Origin of the sequence: Methylobacterium sp. J-090, from assembly GCF_022829345.1 — a bacterium.
GTDB lineage: Bacteria > Pseudomonadota > Alphaproteobacteria > Rhizobiales > Beijerinckiaceae > Methylobacterium.
In genome coordinates this window covers 61,751-77,732 of the sequence record NZ_JAKSXV010000094.1, presented here as the reverse complement: position 1 = coordinate 77,732, position 15,982 = coordinate 61,751, and the positions used below count along the sequence as shown (strand labels likewise).

Sequence of the window (15,982 nt, the reverse complement as noted above, 5' to 3'; positions counted from 1 at the left end):
ACGCGAACGGCCGGGCTTTGAGCCCGGCCGCGATTGTCGATGGAGAAGCTGCTTACGCGGCCTTAGCGGTGCCCTGGCGCTCCTTGAGGAAGCGGTAGAACTCCACGCCCTCGCGCAAGCGGCGCTTCATCATGTCGGGCGAGCGCACCATCTCGGAGACGATGGAGGCGATCTTCGGGGCGCGGAAGTAGAACTTCCGGTAGAATTCCTCGACGGCCGCGAAGATCTCGGAATGCGACAGGTGGGGATAGTGCAGCGGCGCGATCTGCACGCCGTTCTCGTCGACGAGCTCGGCGTTGGCGATGTCGAGCCAGCCGTTCTCCACGGCCTGCTTGTAGAGGAAGGTGCCCGGGTAGGGGGCGGCCAGCGAGGCCTGGATCGTGTGCGGGTTGATGCGTTTGGCGAACGCGATCGTCTCCTGGATCGTCTCCCGGGTCTCGCCGGGCAGGCCGACGATGAAGGTACCGTGGATGGCGATGCCGAGGTCGTGGCAATCCTTGGTAAATTTCTCGGCGACCTCGACGCGCATGCCCTTCTTGATGTTGTTCAGGATCTGCTGGTTGCCGGACTCGTAGCCGACGAGGAGCAGGCGCAGGCCGTTCTCCTTCAAGACCTTCAGGGTCTCGCGCGGCACGTTGGCCTTGGCATTGCACGACCAGGTGACGCCGAGCTTGCCGAGCTCACGGGCGATTTCCTCGGCACGCGGCAGGTTGTCGGTGAAGGTGTCGTCGTCGAAGAAGAACTCCTTCGTCTGCGGGAACTCCTTCAGGCAGTACTTGATCTCCTCGATCACGTGGGCGACCGAACGGGTGCGGTAGGTGTGACCGCCCACCGTCTGCGGCCACAGGCAGAAGGTGCAGCGGCTCTTGCAGCCACGGCCGGAATAGAACGAGATGTAGGGGTGCTTCAGGTACCCGATGAAGTACTTCTCCATCTGGAGGTCGCGCTTGTACACGCTCGTGACGAACGGCAGCTGATCCATGTCGGTCATGATCTCGCGATCGACGTTGTGGATCACGACACCGTTGGCGTCTCGGTAGGACAGGCCCTTGATCTCCGACATCGGCGTACCGTCGGCGACTTCCTTGACGGTGAAGTCGAATTCGTTGCGGGCACAGAAATCGATGCACGGGGCCTGGGCCATGGCGCCGGCGGCATCGACCGCGACCTTGGCGCCGATGAGGCCGGCGATGAGCTTCGGGTTGGCGGCCTTGAGCGCCTCGACGGTCTTCACGTCGGACTTGAACGACGGGACCGAGGTGTGGAGCACCACGAGGTCGAAGTCGTTGGCCTGGGCCACGATCTCGGGGAGCTTGATGTTGTGCGGGGGGGCGTCAATGAGCTTCGAGTTCGGCACCAGGGCGGCCGGCTGGGCAAGCCAGGTCGGGTACCAGAACGACTTGATCTCGCGCTTGGCCTGGTAGCGGGAGCCGGCGCCGCCGTCGAAGCCGTCGAAGGTGGGGGCCTGCAGGAAGAGGGTGCGCATGGGGTTCAAGGCCTCAGCGAGAAGGAAAGGGGGCGGGCGGGACGCTAGAAGCGAAGGTCAGAGCGAGGATGCACCAGCATCGTGGCCGAGGCTTCGCTCGGGGATCAGTGTGCCATCCGCAACCACCCGATAATCGTGGCCCTTCCATGTCACCGCACCCGACACGAAGCTCCAGGAGAAGTTCATGAACGAGAGGATGTCGCGAATCGGCAACAGCCAATACGGGTGCGCTGCCAGTCCGAAGGCCCGCTCCAGGCGCACGCACAGGACGATGCGGCAGGCGAGGGCGAAGGCGGCCACCGCCAGGGCATTGGCGCCGGCCCCTGGGATCAGGGCCCCGATGAGGGCCAGCGGGAAGGCGTGGGTGACGATGGAGCCAGCATAACCCGCCGGATCGACGTTGCGGATGGTGCGGTTCCAGCGCAGTTCGTGGCTCCACAGGCCGGCCAGATCGGTGTCGACGCAGGTATGGCCGATGGTGAAGGTCGGAATCGCGACGATGCCGCCGCCCGCCCGCAAGGCTTCGCCGATGGCGTAGTCGTCGGCGAGGTCGTCCCGGAACGCCTCGAAGCCGCCGATCTCGGCCAGCGCCTTCGCCGTGAAGGCGATGGTGGAACCGAAGCAGGGCTTCGCCAGTCCGAGGGAGGTGCCCATCACCACGTTGGGCAGGAACTGCACGTCGATGGCGAGCGCCGAGAGGTGGGCCCAGATGCCCCGGTGCGCCGGCACGCCGTGATAGAGGCAGGTGACGCCGTTGATGCCGGGCTGGCCGAGTTCCGCGACGATGCGGGTGAGGTAATCGGGTTTCACCACCATGTCGCTGTCGGCCAGCACCACCACGTCGTGGACGATCTGGCCCGACATGTTGATGAGGTTCGAGACCTTGCGGTTGGACCCGTGCTGGCGCGCGTCGACGACGAGATCCAGGCGGAGGGCCGGATAGGCTTGCGCGAGCCGGCGCACCACGGCAATCGCCGGGTCCGCGGCGCTCTGGACGCCGAACACCACCTGGACGGGGCCGGCATAGGCCTGCTGGCAGAAGGTCTCGAGGTTCTCGTAGAGGTTCGGCTCCATGCCGCAGAGCGGTTTGAGGATGGTCACCGAGGGCGGCGCGCCCACGAGGGCGGGCGCCACGCGCCGGGCGAACCGGCCGGCCAGGGCGGCGGCGGCCAGACCGTAGACGCACCCGGCCAACGCGAGCAGCAGCAGCAGGTGCGAGAGCCAGGTCAGATCCATGGGGGGCATCGCTCGGTCACGGGGCTCGTGAGAGTGCCGCGAGGGGAGCGGCGCGAAAGTCTGTGGTCGTCCGGCTGTGGCCGGACTCTAAGGCGCCGGTTTGGCGGCGAGCATGCCGGTCGTGCGTTCGCGCAGGAATTTCAGCAACCCGTCGGCGCCGGCCGCCTTGAGGGGGTCCGCGAAGCTGCCGCGCAGGGCCGCGACCTCGCTCACGTTGCCGTTGAGATAGACGTCCTGAATGCGGTTGCCGGGGCCGACGAGGTAATCCACCTGGGAGGACTCGCCATCCGCGTTGGCGGCTCCGCTCTGGACGAGCCGGTTCGCGCCGCGCGCCTCGCTCCGGGGCTTCACGTCGAACTTGCCGCCGGCGGCCTGCGCGAGACGGGTCGCGTAGGTGGCGATGAAATACTGACCGAACGCTTCGGTGAGAGCGCCCTGCTGCTCGGGGGTGAACCCCTTCCACTTCGGGCCGACGGCGACGCGTACCATGGCGGGAAAGTCGATGGTCTCCTTCAGGGTCGGACCGATGGCGGCGGCCCGGGTGCGGGCATCGCCGGGTCCACCCTTCAGGGCGGCTTCGAAGCTCGTGTACAGGGTGCGCACGGTACCGACAGCCGGGTCGTCGGCGGCGCGTGCGGGACAGCCCGCCGCCAGCAGACCGGCAACGAGGCCCGCACGGAGGATGGGGATCAGGCGCACTTCTTCAGGTCTCCCAGATCGCCCTCGACGGTGCGCAGGAGCGTCGTGCCGCGGTCGTTGCCATAGGGCACGACCACGGGGGCCGCGTGCGGCGGGGCGTGACGGGACGCCACCGCGTCCCCGCTCTCGGGCGCCGGCCCACCCTTGCCTTCGAGGGCGTGCCAGGCGAGCAGCCCGGGGACGCCGACGAGGAGATCGGCCAGCCGCTTGACGAGGGAGAGGGCGAGCGCCGCCTCGGCCGGGATGCCGAAGATGGCGCAGAGCGCGATGAGGCCGCCCTCCTGGGCGCCCAGCGCCCCGGGCACGGCGAAGGCCGCGCCGCGCACAGCCTGCGCCAGGCTCTCGATGACGAGGGCCTCGAGGAAGCTCACGGGGTAGCCCATGAAGTGCAGGCAGACGTAGACCTCGATGGTGCCGATGAGCCAGCCGACGAGGTGGATGCCGATGCCGCCGAGCACCCGGCCGTGATGGCCGTAGAGGCGCTTGAGGGCATCGTAGAGCACGTCGATGGCGCCGAGCGCGCGCCACTCGCGCGAGCCGGCGAAGCGGCTGACCAGGGACTGGATTACCTTGTGGCCGCTGCGGCGCTGAATGAGGTAGAAGGCGGCGAGCGCGGGCGCGGCGACGGCGAGGCCGCCGGCCACGGTGCGCACGATGGGGCCGTCCCCGGCGAGCCAGGCGAGCAGCACGACGCCGGCCACGGTGAACAGGAACTGGGTGACCGCCTGGGTCATCAGATCGACGAACATGCTGGCCCCGGCGACGCCGCCTGAGACGCCGCGCTTGGTCAGGAGCCGCGCGGCGACGAAATCACCCCCGACCTGGGCCACGGGCAGCAGGGTGTTGATGCCCTCGCGGACGAACCGGAGCGTCACGCAGTCACGGAAGGACGGGCGCTCGAAGCGCGGGAAGATCACGAACCAGCCCAGGCCCGCCCAGGCGACGGCCACGGCGCGCGCGAGCACGACGACGAGGGCGCCCCATCCGGCGCTCACCACGGCGGCCGCAACGTCTTCGAGACCCGAGGACAGGAACAGGCCGACGACCGTGCAAAGACCGGCGATCAGGGCCAATGTCGTCAAACGCTTCATGGTCCCCTTTCGGACGTCGGTTCGGCCGATCTCTGCTGAAATCCCGCCGTGTTTCCGGGTCAGAAGACCGCCGGAAGCGATGAACGTCATCGGAAGTTGCAGCTTTGGGAAGCGTTGTCTATCACCCGATAGACACAGTGCGGGCCAAAGCGGCATAGGGGCGAAGCCCCAAAAAAGCAGCCGCAGGACGCGCGACAGGGGTACGGATCATGGACCGCGAATCACACATCACGGCGGGCGAGGCCGTCGATCGGGACGGGCGTGGCGACCGCACGACGTCGGCCGGTTTCGGCGCCCCGGGGACGCCCAAGCCGCATTCGCCGGTGATGGCCTGGAACGAGTGGGACCCCCTGGAGGAGGTCATCGTCGGAAGTCTCGACGGTGCGACCATTCCGACACACCATCTGACCGTGATCTTCAACCTGCCGCGTGCGGCCCAGCCGTTCTACCGCTTTGCGTCCGGGTTCCGGTATCCGAAGTTCATGAAGAAGCTCGCCCAGCAGGAGCTCGACAACTTCATCTCCATCCTCGCCGGCGAGGGCGTGAAGATCCGCCGGCCCGACAGCATCGATTTCTCGAAGAAGTTCCGGGCGCCGAAATGGTCCTCGCGCGGCTTCTGCGTCGCCTGCCCGCGCGACCCGTACCTCGTCATCGGCGACGAGATCATCGAGAGCCCCATGTGCTGGCGCTCGCGCTACTTCGAGGGCGACGCCTACCGCTCGCTCTTCAAGGAATATTTTCGCAATGGAGCGCGGTGGACCTCGGCTCCGCGTCCGCAATTGACCGACGAGCTCTACAACTACGACTACCGGGTGCCGAACCTGAAGGCCGGTGAGCCGATGCAGTTCACCGTCAACGAGTTCGAGCCGGTGTTCGACGCCGCCGACTTCGTGCGCTGCGGCCGCGACCTCTTCGTCACCCGCTCCAACGTGACGAACCTGATGGGCATCGAGTGGCTGCGCCGCCACCTCGGCCCCGGCTTCCGCATCCACGAGATCGAGAGCCGCTGCCCGCAGCCGATGCACATCGACTCGTCGTTCATGCCGCTCGCGCCCGGCAAGGTGCTGGTGAACCCGGACTACATCGACGTCGAGAAGCTGCCGGCCGTGCTCAAGAAGTGGGACGTGCTCATCGCCCCGCGCCCCGACCCCGTCGAGGGCTTCATGAGCAAGATCTCCATGTGCTCGCCCTGGACCTCGATCAACGTGCTCGCCATCGACGAGAAGAAGATCGTCGTCGACCAGAGTCAGCCGACCCTGATCAAGGCCCTCAAGGATTGGGGCTTCGACCCGATCCCGGCTCCGTTCCTGTCCTACGGACCGTTCGGTGGCTCGTTCCACTGCGCCACCCTCGACGTGCGCCGCCGTGGCACCCTGAAGTCCTACTTCTAGGAATCTTGGTAGAGATACGGGAGCGCGCCGACGGCGCGCTCCCGAGCACCGGCTTCGATACCCGCCCGGTGCGTGGATGCCCGCCTGGTGCGTGCGCGACCAGGGGACGCCTCAGGCGATTCGTACGCGAACGGCCCGACGCCAAGCCGTCCCGGCCGCCGCCATGGCAAGACCGTATTGCAGCATCCCGTTCTCGGCGAGGTCGGCGGGTGCCACGTGCCACTGCAGGGCCAGACGCGTGACGGCGTTGAGCAGCATCAGCCCCAGGCAGAAGATCAGGGCGGCCAGGAGGGTTGCTACGAAATCGGACATGGCGCGGCATCCGGCGGACCCGGATGCCGTGTCGCAAAGCTTGCGCCAGGATTCCCTTGCGCGAAAGGGTCTTTGTCCGTGATGGCCCCGGTCAGGCCGCCGGCGGCTTCGTCGCCTGCATCGACGGACGCGCGGCGAATCCCTCGAACCATGCTGCGAGAGCCGGGCTCCGGCGTCGCCAGGCCAGCTCCGGGAAGCGCAGGTCGAGGTAGCCGAGCGAGCAGGCGACCGCGATGGTGCCGATATCGACCCGGTCGGCCAAAGCGGCCGCGCCCGCCTCGAAGGTATCGAGGGCGCTCCCGATCTTGGCGGTCTGTCCGGCGATCCAGGCGGTCGAGCGCTCGCCCTCGGTGCGCACGGTGAGTTCATAGCGGATGAGAAGCGCGGCATCGAGGACGCCGTCGGCCGTCGATTGATCGTTGAGGGCCGTCCAGCGCGCCGGGCCGAGCTGGGGAAATACGCCGCCGCCGCCGACGGTGTCGAGGTATTCGCAGATCACCCGACTGTCGGCGAAGACCCGCCCGTCGTCGGCGATCAGGGTCGGCACCTGCGCCAGGGGATGAAGCGCTAGGATGTTGGCATCGCGCTGGGTCGGGTGAGCCGCACTGGACAGGAGTTCGAGCTGCTCGGACGCACCGACCTCGTGGGCGACGACCATGACCTTTCGCACGAACGGCGAGAAATGCGAGTGGAACAGCTTCATCGGGAGGCGAAACCGGTCTGAGGCGTGGGATCAGGGCCGGCGGGATGCCGGTTTGGCGCGGGTGGCTGCGGGTGTGACGGCGGCGGCCGGCGGCGGCGTCAGGCGCGGCGTCTCGACGACGAGGCGCTTGACCGGCCAGCCATCGGCCCAGCGCTCCATGTCGCTCAGGCGCGGATTGGCCTTGAGCGCCTGTGCGTCGGCACCCCCGAAGGCGGCCGCGGCGGCGAGATCGAAGGTCTTCCAATAGGCGAGGTAGTCGAGGCTGTCCGTGCGCGCATTGTTGATCTGCGCCACCAGGGTGGTCTGCTCGCCGGTGAGCGCCATGTCGGGCGTCCATTTGAACGGCGGCGCGGGCTGCTTCGGGTCGCGCGGCGGCTCGGGCGGCAGCTTCAGGGCGGCGCCATCGTAGGCCGGGTCGGCGCCGGCCGGAGAGGAGAGGGTGGCGGTGAGCGCCGGGAAACCGTGATCGTCCGACAGGGCGCGCAGGAAGAGCTTGCGCTCGGGCGTTACCGCGATCGCCTCCCGCAGGAGACGGCGGGCGGCGAGATCGGCCGCCCGGGCGTCGCGGTCGCCGATCACCGTGACAACGAGGGTCTCGGGGGCGATCCTGGACAGGTCGTGCAGGACGATGCCGCGCGCCTTGGCATCGCTGGCGATGCCGCCCGGCATGATCGCGAAGACGAGGCGCGGCACGGGCAGACCCTGTTCGGCCGCGTCCGCCGCGACGTTGGCGGCGATGGGCGCACCGGCGAGATGCCCGATCACCGCGACGCGCTTCACGTCCGGCTTGGCATCGGCATCCTGGGCCAACTCCGAAAAGGTGGCCTTGAGCAGGCGTTCGGCGCTGGCCGAGGCATCGGCCGGTCGCGTCCGGTTGATCTCTTGGAAGCGCGGAAAGACCACGAGGAATCCGGTGCGGGCGAGGTGATCGATCCAGGCACCGTAGGCCTGCGGGTTCGGAGCCCCCCAGGCATGGAGGAACACCGCGACGGGTCGGCCCTCGGCAGGGGCGGGCCCGGCCTTGTGGAAGATGAAGGTCGCCGCACTGGGCCGCCCGAGGGCACGCTTGACGATGGTCGCGGCGCGGTCGCCGATCCCGCCCGGTCCCTCGGCGGGCTGAACCGGCGGAGCGGCGGCGGAGGCCGGGCCGTGCACGGCGCCTACGGTCCATAGGCAAGCGGCGGCAAGGCCGAGGCGAAGGTTCAGGCGCATGGCGTGCTCGACAGACGGAATCGGAACGGCAGCGGCCCGACGGCCGAGACATAGCAGATCACGCAAGGCGTGCGACGGCGGGCGGAAAGCTCCTGAATAGTGCGGCATTCCCGCCGCACTAGGACGCCGCGCTATCCTCGTTCGATCGCCGGCGCTTCCCGTCAACGAGGTTCGCCAAGCGCAGAAGATCGTTGGGAAGCGACGACGCGTCGACATCGCCATAGAAGTCGCGCAAATCTTCCCCGATCCGCGCGAGCATCGCGGATTCATTGAAGACCGTATGGGAGCGGATCGTTGCCGCGGGGAGTCGGTGCGGGTTTTTGCCGGACATCATGGGAGTAGCACCGAATCGCTTGGACGGTATCGTACAGAAGGACTCCGTCAACGGGCCGGCAGGCTCAAGTTTCCGCTTCGCCGACGATAATTCGAGAACCGTTCGTGCCAGTCCCGATCACATCGGCGCCGATCCTTGCCTTGGCCGGATGCCCGGCCGCATCCTGAACCCAGGCCAGGATGTCGGCGGCTCGCCAGGGCTTGGGAATGAAGGTCGCCGAAACCCGAAGATCGCTGGGTTGGTCGCCGGCGTCACCCGAGGTGAGAAGGACACGGACCCGGGGCCAGGTGACACCGATGATCCGGGCGAGCTCGAAGCCCCCGATGGGGCCGGGTGTACGGACATCGGAAAACACCACGCTGACTTCGTCGCCGTGGTCGTTGAGAATTGCCAGGGCGCGTTCGGCGGTCTCGGCCTCGATGACCCGGAAACCCGTCTCCTCTAACAGTTCAGCCGCGAGGTAGCGCTCATCGGGCTCGTCCTCGACGACGAGGATAACCGGGCGTGCGTCCGACGGGGGGGTAGAACTCATGGTCCGGAACGCTCTTCAAGCCAGGACGGCGGGCCGATCCCTTAGTATCCGATCCGTGACCTAACTGGTGAATGTGTCGGACATGCGGGCGTGAGCCGCGACGTTTTTAAATCAATGCAGCATTCGTGCCGCAGTTCCCCGGTCGCGGCCTGCGCCGGGCACTTCATCAAACACCTCGGATTCAGACGCCCTGGGCCTTGAGAAAGGCGAGGGCCCGGCTCCATCCATCCTCCGCCGCCTCGCGACGATAGCTCGGACGATAATCGGCGTGGAAGCCGTGCGGTGCTTCCGGATAGACAATGAGTTCGACGGATTTGCCCGCCCCCCGCGCGTTGTCCCGCGCCGCCTCGATGGCGGCGACGGGGATGCCGGTATCGGCGGCCCCGTAGAGACAGAGGAGGGGCGCGTTGATCTCGCCAGCGACATCGTCGGCCGTCTTTGGCTGGATGGTCGTGCGTTCGCCGCCCATGGCGCCGTACCAGGCCACACCGGCCTTCAGGTCACGGCGATGGGCGGCGTAGAGCCAGACGCCGCGCCCGCCCCGGCACCAGCCCATGGTGGCGAGGCGCGATGCGTCGCCATTCGAATTCGTGACGGTCCAGGCCGCGGCAGCGTCGAGGTCGGCGATCCATTGCGCATCGGGCGTCTTCGAGATGACGTCGCGGACGATCACCTTGGCGTCGGTCATGGTCGAGAGATCGCCTTGACGGGCGTAGAGTTCGGGTGCCACGGCGCAGTAGCCGACCTTGGCCAGCCGCCGGCAGATATCCTTGATGTAGTCGTGAACCCCGAAGATCTCCTCGATGACGAGGATCACCGGGAACGGTCCCTGCCCTTCCGGCATCGCGCGGTAGCCGGGCATCGGGCCGTCACCGGCGGGGATGCGGACTTCACCCGCCACGAGGCCCGCGGCATCCGTATGGATCACCTGCGCTTCGACCGACGTGGTGGCGAGGGTAATTCCCGTCATCAGACTCGTCATCACGAAGCCACGCCGGGAAAACGGTGGTGCCAGGAGGCCTTCGAGACCATTCATACCGGCCGTGCCGTCTTCCTGATCGTGTCCCATGATGCCCTCCGGTGCCCAACGAGGATCTAGGGCCGGGTGACCGGAGGGCAACGTCCCGCGTCAGAGCGCAATGCGCTGGACGCCCGCCTCGACCGTCCGCGGCACCGGCATGCCGCGGCGGCTGCCACGCACCTCCGGCGCGGCGTTTCGTTTGCGCGCGGCGCTCTGCTTCTGTGCCTTGGGCCGGATGATCTCGCCCAGGCTCACGAAGCCGTCGGTGGACCTTCCGAGGCCCTGCCCGGCCGTCAATCCGAAGCCCAGGGCGAAGGACGCGGCGAGACCAGCATCGCGGGCGATCGTGAAGGTTTCGAGGGCGGCAAGGAAGGCGTCGCGGAACGGCAGGGGCTGGCACCAGCTCTTCTCGGCCAGGTGCAGAGGCCATTCCCACAGGTCGCCCCGGCGCATCCCGAGCACGTCGCGGGCGATGAAGTAGCCGCTCGCGCGATGCTCCAGCCCCTCAGGCAGGACATTCCATTCGGCGTTGCCGAACAGGAGGGCGGCGGTCGCGGGGCTCTCGTCCGAATGCAGGTCGATCATGATGTCCCCTCATCGGCGTCACACGAATCACCGGATCGGCGATTGATGCAGCGCTCAGAACATTGAGGGAACATTGGTCCGAATTGGGACGATCGTCAAGCGATGTTCTTGTTGCGTTCGTGTGCGGATCCTATGGTTTGGTTGTGCGGAACAGCGCGTGTTCCACCCGGTCGCCGGCATGGATGCCAAGGCGCGCCGTGGTGCCGGCATTGAGTTCCAGCACGGACAGGACCGCCTCGCCCGACGGAATGACCTTGGTCGAGAGCGGCTCGGTGTCCGTCGCGATGCGCGCGATGGTCCCGTCGGCGCGGATGAACACCATGTCGAGAGGCAGGTAGGTGTTCTTCATCCACATGGCCACGGGGGCGGCGGCCTGGAAGTCGAACAGCATGCCGTGATCGGGGGCCATGGTCCGCCGGTACATCAGGCCGCGCGAGCGGTCGGCATCCGTGCGCATCACCTCGACGGCGAAGGCGTGGCGTCCGGCACGGGACGCGATGGTCAAGGGTTCGGTCGGGCCGGAGGCCGCGTCCTGCGCGGGGGCGGTCGCAAGACCGAGACCGAGGAACAGGAGCGCACAGAGCGCGCGCAGGGCGGCTTTGGTGTTCGACAACGCGGAACTCATGGCTTGGGGAAAAGTGCGGGCTCGGGGAAAAGTGCGGGTCCGGGAATAGCGTGAACTTATGGAAAGGCGTGGGTCAGTGCGAGGCCGGCAGAGCACCGTCGGGAAAGCGGACTTCCGCCGCCATCCTGCCCTTCGAGCCGTCGCCGTAGCGGACGAGAACGATCTCGCCGGGCTTGAGTTCGGCGATGCCGTAGCGGCGAAGCGTCTCCATGTGGACGAAGATATCGGGCGTTCCGTCGCCTCGGCTGAGGAAGCCGAACCCGCGCAGGCGGTTGAACCACTTCACCACTGCCGTCTCGAGGCCACTCGTCGGGGTGACGCTGACATGGGTGCGCGGGAGCGGCAGTTCGGAGGGGTGCAAGGCGGTTGATTGATCGAGGGAGAGCACCCGGAAGGCCTGCCAACCGCGCGGCCGCTCGGTCGCCTCCACGACGACGCGCGCGCCCTCGCTCGCAGATTGGTGGCCGTCGCGGCGCAGGCAGGTGATGTGGAGCAGCACGTCCGCCGTGCCGTCGTCGGGCACGATGAAGCCGAAACCCTTCGCCACGTCGAACCACTTGATGCGACCGGCCACCTCGACGAGGTCGAGGGGGCGCTGGGTGTCGCCGCCCAGGCCTTCGCCGGTGCGGGCATCCGCGTGCTCATCCGCCGAATGCCCCCCGTAGGAGCCCGCCCCGAAATCGTCCGACATTAAGCAACCCACACCGAATCACGCCGCGCGATCCGCAGGAGAGATTAACGAAGTCGTCACCCTGCGGAAGCCTAATTGGTGTCCGCGCGTGTCGATCCATGCTGCATTGTTCGCCACGCGGGTGCGGGCGCCACAGGGGATCGCGAGGGCGTCGGATCGATGTTAGGGCCGAGGGCATGGCCTCAACTCCGCCCGGTCCCGATCACGTCCCCGCTTCCCCGCCGCGCGCGCGCATCGATGCCCTCGACGCCGCGCGGGGCGTGGCCCTCGGCGCGATGGCGGCCTACCACGCGACCTGGGACCTCGGTTATCTCCGGCTGACGCCGGAGAATTACGCCCTGGCGCCGGCCGGCCGGGTCGCCGCCCACCTCATCGCCGGTGGATTCCTCGTCCTCGTCGGAATCGGCCTCGTCCTCGCCCATGGCGCGGGCGTCCGGCGCCGGGCCGTGCTGACGCGTCTCCTGCGCATCGGCGGCGCGGCGCTGGCCGTGACGGCGGCGACCTACGGGCTGTTTCCGGGGAGCTACGTGTTCTTCGGCATCCTGCACTGCATCGCGCTCTCCAGCGTGCTGGCCCTGCCGTTCCTGTTCGCGCCGGTGGCGGTCACGGCCCTCGGCGCCGCCCTCGTGATGGCGGCCCCCCACGTCATGGGCGGTGGGGTGCTCGATGCGCCGGTCCTGTTCTTCGTTGGACTGGGCAAGACATTGCCGCAGACCAACGACTACGTGCCGCTGTTCCCGTGGTTCGGGCTCGTCCTGGCGGGGATCGTCGTCGGGCGCCTCGGCCTGCCGCGCCTGGCGCAGACGCGAATCGACCGCTGGCGGGCCGCACGGGGACCCGGGCGTATCGCCGCCTTCGCCGGGCGGCACAGTCTCGCCGTCTATCTCGTCCACCAGCCCGTGTTGCTGGCGCTGTTCTCGGGCATCGCCGCCCTCGTAGGGCCGCATCCGCGTGCCGGCGAGGCGGAGTTCCGCACCGCCTACGCTCGCAACTGCATCGCGACGGGGGGCGAGGTGGCGGCGTGCCGGGTGGCCGCACGCTGCGTCGTCGGGGCCTTCCGCCGCGATGGCCTATGGGCGCAATCGCAGCGGACCTTCACGGTGGCGGAGCGGGCGCGCGCCCAAGCCCTGTCGCAAGGCTGCTACGAGGCGGCCGAGGGTACCGCGCCCGCCCCGTAAAAAATCAGTCCTTGGCGCGCTCCACGTAGGAACCGTCTTCCGTCATGATGACCACGCGGGTGCCGACCGCGATGTGCGGCGGCACGGCGGTGCGCACGCCGTTCGACAGGATGGCGGGCTTGTAGGAGGAGGACGCCGTCTGGCCCTTCATGGCGGGCTCGGTCTCGGTGATCTCCAGGGTGACGCGCTGGGGCAACTCGACGGTGAGCGCCACGTCGTTGTGGATCGAGACCATCACCTTCATGCCCTCCTGAAGGTAGGGTGCGGCATCGCCGATCACGTCCTTCTGGATCGCGACCTGATCGTAGGTCTCGGGGTTCATGAAGTGGAAGCCCTCGCCGTCCTCATAGAGGAAGGTGTGCTCGCGATCCTCGACGAAGGCACGCTCCACCGACTCGGTGGTGCGGTAGCGCTCCGACACCTTCACGCCGTCGGTGATGCGGCGCATGTCGAGCTGCGTCACCGGGGTGCCCTTGCCGGGGTGGATGTTCTCGATCGTCAGGATGACGTAGAGCTTGCCATCCTTGTCGACGACGTTGCCCTTGCGGAGCGTGGAAGCGATCACCTTCACGGGGTCAGGTCCTGTTCGTGTCTCGAGAAACGGGTCGGTCGCCCCGTCGCGGTTCGGGCCCGCGGGAGCGACATCGTCGGTCCGCCACTACCCTATCCGTGGCCCCGTTGCCAGCCGCAGGACTTGGGGGGCCCTTGAGACGTGGAGGCGCCCGGCCACCCGTGGTAAGGCCCGCCCGATGACCGTTCCCTCCCCCTGGTGGAATCCGGACCGCCACGCCGACCGGCGCCCGGCCCTGATGGCGCGCAACCGCATCACCGCCGCCCTGCGGGGACACTTTTCGGAGCGCGACTTCGTCGAGGTCGAGGCGGCCTGCCTTCAGGTCTCGCCCGGCAACGAAGCTCATCTCTCGGCCTTCGCCACCGAGATTCTCGGGGCCGATGGGGTTTCCCATCCGCTCTACCTTCACACGTCGCCGGAATTCGCCTGCAAGACCCTGCTGGCGGCGGGTGAGCGACGGATCGTGAGTTTTTCGCGGGTGTTCCGCAACCGCGAACGTGGGCCCCTGCACCACCCCGAGTTCACCATGCTCGAATGGTACCGGGCGGGCGAGGACTACACGCAGCTTATGCGGGACTGCTCCGAGACGCTGGCGCTGGCCGCCGAGGCGGCGGGCACACGGATTCTCATCCATCGCGGCCGCGAGGCCGATCCCTTCGCACCCTTCGAGTGTCTGACCCTGGCGGAGGCCTTTTCGAAGCTGGGTATCGACCTCCTGGCGACGGTGGGGCCGGACGGAAGCACGGATCGGGATGGATTTGCCGCATCCGTCGCGGAAGCCGGCCTGCGGGTCGCTGCGGACGACACCTGGGCCGACCTGTTCAGCCGGGTCCTCGTCGCCCGGATCGAACCCGGTCTCGGTCTCGGGCGCCCGACGATCCTGTGCGAGTATCCGGTGTGCGAGGCGGCGCTCGCCCGTCCGAGCCCGTGCGACCCGCGCGTGGCCGAGCGGTTCGAGCTCTATGCCTGCGGCGTCGAACTCGCCAACGCGTTCGGCGAACTCACCGACCCGGCCGAGCAGCGCCGGCGCTTCACCCTCGCGATGGACGAGAAGGAGCGGGTCTACGGCGAGCGCTACCCTATCGACGAGGCGTTCTTGGAGGCGCTCGCCATCATGCCGGAGGCCAGCGGCATCGCGCTCGGCCTCGACCGCCTGGTGATGCTCTGCGTCGGCGCCCCCCATATCGAGGACGTGCTTTGGACGCCCGTCACCGGGGGACGGTCGTGAACCGCCCCCTGAAGAGCCCCCTCGACCTTGTCCGAGCCGGCCTCGTCGCGGCCGCTGACCTTCCCGCACTGGAAGCGGTGGCCGCCCGCTACGCCGTCTCCGTGACCCCGGATCTGGCCGACCTCATCGATCCGGCCGACCCCCACGATCCCATCGCCCGCCAGTTCGTTCCCCGGGCGGAGGAACTCGCGACGCGCCCTGAGGAGGATGCCGATCCCATCGGCGACGACGCCCACAGCCCCCTGTCCGGCCTCGTCCACCGCTATCCCGACCGGGTGCTGCTGAAACCGCTCCATGTCTGCCCGGTCTACTGCCGGTTCTGCTTCCGGCGCGAGCGGGTCGGCCCCGAGGGCCTCGGAACCCTGAGCGACGCCGAACTCGACGCGGCCTTCGCCTACATCGCCGGCCGGCCGGAGATCTGGGAGGTGGTGGTCACGGGCGGCGATCCCTTCGCGCTCTCGCCCCGGCGCCTCGCCCGGATCGCCCAGGCGCTGAAGGCGATTCCACACGTGCGGGTGCTGCGCTTCCACACCCGCGTGCCGGTGGTCGATCCCGCGGCCGTCACCGACGCTCTCGTCGCAGCCCTGAAGCAGTTCGACGGCGCGGTGTTCGTGGCGCTCCACGCCAACCACGCGCGCGAATTCACCCCCGCCGCCGCGCGCGCCATCGCCCGCCTCGTCGATGCCGGCATCCCCATGGTGAGCCAGACGGTGCTGCTCGCCGGCATCAACGACGATCCCGAGACCCTCGGCCTCCTGATGCGGACTTTCGTGGAGCACCGGATCAAGCCGTACTACCTGCACCATGGCGACCTCGCCCCCGGCACCGGCCACCTGCGCACGGATCTGGCCGAGGGGCGTGCCCTGATGGGGCAGCTCCGCGGCCGGCTCTCGGGGCTCGCACAGCCCCTCTACGTCCTCGACATCCCCGGCGGCCACGGCAAGGTGCCGGTGGGGCCGGACTACCTCCGCGCGACGGCGGCCGGCTGGCGGGTCGAGGACCCGCAGGGCCGCTTCCACGCCTACCCGCCGCCGATCCCGAAGGCATGAGGCCGGTCCAGGCCTTGCGTCCCCTCCCCTGAAGGTCG

At 68.4% G+C, this 15,982-nt stretch carries 18 protein-coding genes; 4 read left to right on the top strand and 14 right to left on the bottom strand.

Going from position 1 to position 15,982, the window contains the following annotated elements:
* Positions 1-52 precede the first annotated feature (52 nt).
* The 4 genes from hpnJ to MKK49_RS16845 form a co-directional block, all read right to left on the bottom strand.
* Complete coding sequence (gene hpnJ, locus MKK49_RS16860) at positions 53-1,486, bottom strand: hopanoid biosynthesis associated radical SAM protein HpnJ (protein ID WP_244030484.1); 1,434 nt, start codon at positions 1,484-1,486, stop codon at positions 53-55.
* A gap of 57 nt (positions 1,487-1,543) precedes the next feature.
* Complete coding sequence (gene hpnI, locus MKK49_RS16855; protein WP_244030481.1) at positions 1,544-2,722, bottom strand: bacteriohopanetetrol glucosamine biosynthesis glycosyltransferase HpnI; 1,179 nt, start codon at positions 2,720-2,722, stop codon at positions 1,544-1,546.
* Positions 2,723-2,809: 87 nt separating this feature from the next.
* Positions 2,810-3,421: a phospholipid-binding protein MlaC gene (locus MKK49_RS16850; RefSeq protein WP_244030474.1), complete on the bottom strand. Its 612-nt coding sequence runs from the start codon at positions 3,419-3,421 to the stop codon at positions 2,810-2,812.
* Positions 3,412-4,512: a flippase-like domain-containing protein gene (locus MKK49_RS16845; RefSeq protein WP_244030472.1), complete on the bottom strand. Its 1,101-nt coding sequence runs from the start codon at positions 4,510-4,512 to the stop codon at positions 3,412-3,414. The genes MKK49_RS16850 and MKK49_RS16845 overlap by 10 nt, the downstream gene beginning before the upstream one ends.
* 209 nt (positions 4,513-4,721) lie before the next feature.
* Between MKK49_RS16845 and MKK49_RS16840 the strand changes: the two genes are divergently transcribed.
* Positions 4,722-5,903, top strand: a complete 1,182-nt coding sequence (locus MKK49_RS16840) for an amidinotransferase (protein WP_244030469.1) — start codon at positions 4,722-4,724, stop codon at positions 5,901-5,903.
* A 111-nt stretch (positions 5,904-6,014) separates the two neighbouring features.
* On the opposite strand, the gene MKK49_RS16835 is transcribed toward MKK49_RS16840, so the two are convergent.
* The 9 genes from MKK49_RS16835 to MKK49_RS16795 form a co-directional block, all read right to left on the bottom strand.
* Positions 6,015-6,215, bottom strand: coding sequence for a hypothetical protein (locus MKK49_RS16835; RefSeq protein ID WP_244030467.1), 201 nt, complete (start codon positions 6,213-6,215; stop codon positions 6,015-6,017).
* A gap of 91 nt (positions 6,216-6,306) precedes the next feature.
* Entirely contained in the window at positions 6,307-6,918 is a 612-nt protein-coding gene (locus MKK49_RS16830) for a glutathione S-transferase (RefSeq protein ID WP_244030465.1), read from the bottom strand.
* A 30-nt stretch (positions 6,919-6,948) separates the two neighbouring features.
* The gene (locus MKK49_RS16825; RefSeq protein ID WP_244030463.1) at positions 6,949-8,130 is read right to left on the bottom strand and encodes a chlorophyllase/cutinase-like alpha/beta fold protein; all 1,182 of its coding nucleotides are present in this window, start codon (positions 8,128-8,130) and stop codon (positions 6,949-6,951) included.
* A 118-nt stretch (positions 8,131-8,248) separates the two neighbouring features.
* Positions 8,249-8,464, bottom strand: a complete 216-nt coding sequence (locus MKK49_RS16820) for a hypothetical protein (RefSeq protein ID WP_244030461.1) — start codon at positions 8,462-8,464, stop codon at positions 8,249-8,251.
* Positions 8,465-8,528: 64 nt separating this feature from the next.
* Complete coding sequence (locus tag MKK49_RS16815; protein WP_244030459.1) at positions 8,529-8,996, bottom strand: response regulator; 468 nt, start codon at positions 8,994-8,996, stop codon at positions 8,529-8,531.
* A 181-nt stretch (positions 8,997-9,177) separates the two neighbouring features.
* Positions 9,178-10,032 (bottom strand): dienelactone hydrolase family protein, encoded by an 855-nt coding sequence (locus MKK49_RS16810; RefSeq protein ID WP_244030526.1) that lies wholly within the window; start codon positions 10,030-10,032, stop codon positions 9,178-9,180.
* Positions 10,033-10,125: 93 nt separating this feature from the next.
* Positions 10,126-10,602, bottom strand: a complete 477-nt coding sequence (locus MKK49_RS16805) for a hypothetical protein (protein ID WP_244030458.1) — start codon at positions 10,600-10,602, stop codon at positions 10,126-10,128.
* Positions 10,603-10,732: 130 nt separating this feature from the next.
* Positions 10,733-11,227 carry a DUF192 domain-containing protein gene (locus MKK49_RS16800; RefSeq protein ID WP_244030457.1) on the bottom strand — a complete coding sequence of 165 codons (495 nt, stop codon included), beginning with the start codon at positions 11,225-11,227 and terminating at the stop codon, positions 10,733-10,735.
* A 73-nt stretch (positions 11,228-11,300) separates the two neighbouring features.
* A complete protein-coding gene (locus MKK49_RS16795) occupies positions 11,301-11,918 on the bottom strand; it encodes a cold-shock protein (RefSeq protein WP_279595587.1) in 618 nt (205 codons plus the stop codon).
* Positions 11,919-12,094: 176 nt separating this feature from the next.
* On the opposite strand from MKK49_RS16795, the gene MKK49_RS16790 reads away from it, so the two are divergent.
* Positions 12,095-13,096, top strand: a complete 1,002-nt coding sequence (locus MKK49_RS16790) for a heparan-alpha-glucosaminide N-acetyltransferase (RefSeq protein WP_244030453.1) — start codon at positions 12,095-12,097, stop codon at positions 13,094-13,096.
* Between the two features lie 4 nt (positions 13,097-13,100).
* Here MKK49_RS16790 and efp read toward each other — a convergent pair whose 3' ends face one another.
* On the bottom strand, positions 13,101-13,667 hold the full coding sequence (efp, locus tag MKK49_RS16785; protein WP_056174827.1) for an elongation factor P: 567 nt from the start codon (positions 13,665-13,667) through the stop codon (positions 13,101-13,103).
* 178 nt (positions 13,668-13,845) lie between these two features.
* On the opposite strand from efp, the gene epmA reads away from it, so the two are divergent.
* The gene (gene epmA / locus MKK49_RS16780) at positions 13,846-14,895 is read left to right on the top strand and encodes an EF-P lysine aminoacylase EpmA (RefSeq protein ID WP_244030452.1); all 1,050 of its coding nucleotides are present in this window, start codon (positions 13,846-13,848) and stop codon (positions 14,893-14,895) included.
* The gene (locus tag MKK49_RS16775) at positions 14,892-15,944 is read left to right on the top strand and encodes a lysine-2,3-aminomutase-like protein (RefSeq protein WP_244030449.1); all 1,053 of its coding nucleotides are present in this window, start codon (positions 14,892-14,894) and stop codon (positions 15,942-15,944) included. The genes epmA and MKK49_RS16775 overlap by 4 nt, the downstream gene beginning before the upstream one ends.
* The last annotated feature ends 38 nt before the right edge of the window (positions 15,945-15,982 follow it).

Bases quoted from the DNA above. Each gene is read 5' to 3' on its own strand.
- hpnJ (WP_244030484.1), bottom strand. From the start codon at position 1,486: ATGCGCACCCTCTTCCTGCAGGCCCCCACCTTCGACGGCTTCGACGGC.
- hpnI (WP_244030481.1), bottom strand. From the start codon at position 2,722: ATGGATCTGACCTGGCTCTCGCACCTGCTGCTGCTGCTCGCGTTGGCC.
- MKK49_RS16845 (WP_244030472.1), bottom strand. From the start codon at position 4,512: ATGAAGCGTTTGACGACATTGGCCCTGATCGCCGGTCTTTGCACGGTC.
- MKK49_RS16840 (WP_244030469.1), top strand. From the start codon at position 4,722: ATGGACCGCGAATCACACATCACGGCGGGCGAGGCCGTCGATCGGGAC.
- MKK49_RS16835 (WP_244030467.1), bottom strand. From the start codon at position 6,215: ATGTCCGATTTCGTAGCAACCCTCCTGGCCGCCCTGATCTTCTGCCTG.
- MKK49_RS16830 (WP_244030465.1), bottom strand. From the start codon at position 6,918: ATGAAGCTGTTCCACTCGCATTTCTCGCCGTTCGTGCGAAAGGTCATG.
- MKK49_RS16825 (WP_244030463.1), bottom strand. From the start codon at position 8,130: ATGCGCCTGAACCTTCGCCTCGGCCTTGCCGCCGCTTGCCTATGGACC.
- MKK49_RS16820 (WP_244030461.1), bottom strand. From the start codon at position 8,464: ATGATGTCCGGCAAAAACCCGCACCGACTCCCCGCGGCAACGATCCGC.
- MKK49_RS16815 (WP_244030459.1), bottom strand. From the start codon at position 8,996: ATGAGTTCTACCCCCCCGTCGGACGCACGCCCGGTTATCCTCGTCGTC.
- MKK49_RS16810 (WP_244030526.1), bottom strand. From the start codon at position 10,032: ATGAATGGTCTCGAAGGCCTCCTGGCACCACCGTTTTCCCGGCGTGGC.
- MKK49_RS16805 (WP_244030458.1), bottom strand. From the start codon at position 10,602: ATGATCGACCTGCATTCGGACGAGAGCCCCGCGACCGCCGCCCTCCTG.
- MKK49_RS16800 (WP_244030457.1), bottom strand. From the start codon at position 11,227: ATGAGTTCCGCGTTGTCGAACACCAAAGCCGCCCTGCGCGCGCTCTGT.
- MKK49_RS16795 (WP_279595587.1), bottom strand. From the start codon at position 11,918: ATGTCGGACGATTTCGGGGCGGGCTCCTACGGGGGGCATTCGGCGGAT.
- MKK49_RS16790 (WP_244030453.1), top strand. From the start codon at position 12,095: ATGGCCTCAACTCCGCCCGGTCCCGATCACGTCCCCGCTTCCCCGCCG.
- epmA (WP_244030452.1), top strand. From the start codon at position 13,846: ATGACCGTTCCCTCCCCCTGGTGGAATCCGGACCGCCACGCCGACCGG.